Source organism: Mycobacterium sp., assembly GCF_049281135.1.
Taxonomy (GTDB): Bacteria; Actinomycetota; Actinomycetes; order Mycobacteriales; family Mycobacteriaceae; genus Mycobacterium.
Window position 1 is genome coordinate 1 of the sequence record NZ_JBAPRN010000157.1, and the last position, 3412, is coordinate 3412.

General features: G+C 63.0%; 5 protein-coding genes and 1 pseudogene. 2 read left to right on the plus strand and 4 right to left on the minus strand.

What is annotated here, in order from left to right; genetic code table 11:
- A partial coding sequence (locus tag WAN02_RS06475) for a hypothetical protein (RefSeq protein ID WP_422263344.1) occupies positions 1–224 on the plus strand: 224 nt, incomplete at its 5' end.
- 111 nt (positions 225–335) lie between these two features.
- On the opposite strand, the gene murA is transcribed toward WAN02_RS06475, so the two are convergent.
- Positions 336–1589: a UDP-N-acetylglucosamine 1-carboxyvinyltransferase gene (gene murA / locus WAN02_RS06480; RefSeq protein WP_422263345.1), complete on the minus strand. Its 1254-nt coding sequence runs from the start codon at positions 1587–1589 to the stop codon at positions 336–338.
- A gap of 71 nt (positions 1590–1660) precedes the next feature.
- On the opposite strand from murA, the gene WAN02_RS06485 reads away from it, so the two are divergent.
- On the plus strand, positions 1661–2251 hold the full coding sequence (locus tag WAN02_RS06485) for a cob(I)yrinic acid a,c-diamide adenosyltransferase (protein ID WP_422263346.1): 591 nt from the start codon (positions 1661–1663) through the stop codon (positions 2249–2251).
- 9 nt (positions 2252–2260) lie between these two features.
- On the opposite strand, the gene WAN02_RS06490 is transcribed toward WAN02_RS06485, so the two are convergent.
- From WAN02_RS06490 to WAN02_RS06500, 3 genes and pseudogenes are all read right to left on the minus strand, one after another.
- Positions 2261–2704 (minus strand): DUF2550 domain-containing protein, encoded by a 444-nt coding sequence (locus WAN02_RS06490; protein ID WP_422263347.1) that lies wholly within the window; start codon positions 2702–2704, stop codon positions 2261–2263.
- Between the two features lie 12 nt (positions 2705–2716).
- A complete protein-coding gene (locus tag WAN02_RS06495; RefSeq protein ID WP_422263348.1) occupies positions 2717–3082 on the minus strand; it encodes a F0F1 ATP synthase subunit epsilon in 366 nt (121 codons plus the stop codon).
- Positions 3083–3124: 42 nt separating this feature from the next.
- Positions 3125–3412, minus strand: a pseudogene (locus WAN02_RS06500) (F0F1 ATP synthase subunit beta); the annotation flags it as partial.

Genomic DNA, 3412 nt, shown 5'->3' on the forward strand with positions numbered 1-3412 from the left:
CATGTGTTAAGCACGCCGCCAGCGTTCGTCCTGAGCCAGGATCAAACTCTCCAAACAAAAACCCCCACCACACAGGCAGGCGAATCCAATCAGAACAATCTGAACCCAACAAAAAGACACCAAAAAAACTGGCATCACAAAAACAAACCACACCCCCAACACGGGAAGCTGAAAGGCATGGCAAAAAACAACAACAAAAACAAAACCACCAAACACACTATTGAGTTCTCAAACAACACCCGTTTTCGGGCAACCCTGCTACTGTACTCCATCGCAAAAGTGCCGTCAAACTGCACGTCCGATGCCCTAGAGCAGGCGTGCTCGTTATGTAGCGCCTACTCTACGCGCTCTATCTCTGCGCCCAAACTGGCCAGGTTTTCCACGAACAACGGGTAGCCCCGGTCGATGTGAAACACGTCGTGCACCTCGGTGTCACCGTCGGCCACCAGGCCGGCAAGCACCAATCCGGCGCCGGCACGGATGTCCGAAGACCACACGGGCGCACTCGACAGTTGAGGAAGACCCCTGACCACGGCGTGGTGACCGTCGGTGCGCGCATCGGCACCTAGGCGGATCATCTCCTCGACGAACCGGAACCGCGCTTCGAATACGTTCTCGGTGATCATGGAAGTGCCGTCGGCGATCGACGCCAGCGCAATCGCCATCGGCTGCAGGTCTGTCGGGAAACCGGGGAATGGCAGCGTCGAGACGTTGACGGCCTTCGGTCGCTCGTACTGGGTGATCCGGAAGCTGTCGTCCGTCTGAGTAACCGTGGCGCCGGCGTCGTGCAGCTTGTGCAGCACAACCTGGAGATGCGCCGGGTCGACCCCGGTCACTGTGACGTCGCCGCGGGTTATCGCGGCGGCGATGCCCCACGTGGCGGCCACAATTCGGTCGCCGATCACGCGATGCTCCGTCGGGTAGAGCCGCGGTACGCCGGTAATCGTCATCGTCGGTGAGCCCGCACCCTCGACCTGCGCGCCCATCTGGTTCAACATCGCGCACAGGTCAACCACGTCGGGCTCGCGCGCCGCGTTGTGAATCGTTGTGACACCCTCGGCCAGCACCGCAGCCATCAAGATGTTCTCGGTTGCCCCGACCGAGGGGAACTCCAGCTGAATTTCCGCGCCGTGCAAGGAATCTGCCTGGGCAACGACGCAGCCGTGCTCGATATTGCAGACGGCTCCGAGTTGCCGCAGCCCGGCTTGATGCATGTCCAGCGGGCGCGAACCGATGGCGTCACCACCAGGGAGCGCGACTTTGGCGCGCTTGCACCGCCCGACCAGGGGACCGAGCACACAGACCGAGGCCCGGAACTGCCGCACCGCAGCGAAGTCGGCGTCGTATTTCGGCTCGTCCGGCGAGGTGATGCGCACGGTTGCGCCGGCCAATTCGACAGTGGCGCCCAGGCCCCGCAGCACTTCCGCCATCAACGGCACATCGAGGATGTCGGGACAGTTGGTGATCGTGCTGGTGCCTTCGGCCAGCAGCGTCGCCGCCATCAATTTCAGAACACTGTTCTTGGCTCCCCCAACAGCGACTTCGCCCGACAACCGACAACCCCCGGTCACCACGAAACGCTCCGCCACGCGGGCCAGTTTAGTGAAGCCGTTTCGCCCTGTCAGTCGGCTAGGTCGGTCGGAGCGGTAACCTTTTGTGCATGGCAGTACATCTGACCCGCATCTATACCCGGACCGGCGACGACGGAACGACGGGGTTGAGCGATTTCTCACGGGTCTCCAAAAACGACACGCGGCTGGTGGCATACGCCGACTGCGACGAGGCCAACGCGGCGATCGGCGCCGCGGTCGCCCTGGGAAACCCGACGCAGCAGATAGCCGAGGTACTGAAGCAGATCCAAAACGATCTGTTCGACGCCGGCGCGGATCTGTCGACGCCGGTGGTGGAGAACCCCGAATATCCGGCACTGCGCATCACGCAGTCCTACATCGACCGCCTCGAAGCGTGGTGCGACGAATTCAATGAGAGCCTGCCGCCGCTCGAATCCTTTGTGCTGCCTGGTGGTTCAGCGCTCTCGGCACTGCTGCACGTCGCCCGAACGGTGGCCCGACGCGCTGAGCGTGCGGCGTGGGACGCGATCGAGGAGCACCCTTCAGACGTCAGCCCGCTGCCCGCCAAGTATCTGAATCGCCTGTCGGACTTGCTGTTCATCTTGTGCCGCGTGGTCAATCCCGACGGTGACGTGCTGTGGCAACCCGGCGGCGGACGGTCCGACCAGCTGAAGAAGTAAGCCCCGACGTCAGGTGGTGCGGCGGCGTGCGCGCGGCGACGGACGCGATTCCAACCACGACTGGAATGCCGTCAATGCGCCTCGGTCCAGCGCGATTTCGTAGCCCGCCCTGCGCTCCTGCGTGGTATCGCGCAGCTCGAGCACGATGATCTCTTCGGTCATGATGTCGAACTCGTCGCCCCGCGGTGGACGTCGAGAGACGACCTCCACGCCTCGCCGATTGAGCTTACGGTCCGGCCACAACCGAAGGCTGGACAGTCGGTAAAACACGGCATCCGCACCGCGGTAACGAATTACGCCGTGGCGCCAACCATGGCCGCCGACCGCGGGTATGTCCCGCATGATCGCCGCCGTCCCACCTTGACGCAGCTTCCACAGGCGATAGCTCAGGGCGACGACCGCAAGTCCCAACAGGACGACGAGCACGATCATCACGCTCATGAGCGCGCTCATCGCCGCGGTCCGCTAGTCGAGCGCGCCGACTGCGCGCAGTCTGCCACGTCCCCTCGCGGCAATGCGGGGGTCGTCTGACTCCGAATCCTGTTTGGCCGCAGCCTCGTCGATCTCCGATTCGAACTGTGCGAACTCGGCGAGGATGCTGACACTCTCCTCGGTGACCGACAGGAAGCCGCCTTCGATGGCGACCCGGAGGTCTTCCTCGCCCTCACGCTCGACACGAACTATGGCGTCGTCGACGAGCTGCGCAACCAGCGGGATGTGATTGGGCAGAATCCCGATCTCCCCCACCGTGGTGCGCGTGAAGAGGAACGTCGCCTCGCCCGACCAGATTTTCCGGTCGACGGCGACGATCTCCACGTTCAGCACGGCCATCTCACACCTGCCCTTCCACGCTCAGCTTCCGCCGCCGGCACATCACAGCTTGGCGCCGAAGCTTTCGGCCTTCTTTGCCAGGTCGTCCAGCCCACCGATAAGGAAGAAGGCCTGCTCGGGGATGTGGTCGAAATCGCCCTTGGCCAGCTTGTCGAACGCCTCGATGGTTTCCTTCAGCGGAACGGTCGATCCTGGCTGGCCGGTGAACTGCTCGGCCGCCATCATGTTCTGCGAGAGGAACCGCTCGATCCGGCGCGCCCGGTTGACCTGCTGCTTGTCCTCTTCGGACAGCTCGTCGATACCCAGAATCGCGATGATGTCCTGAAGGTC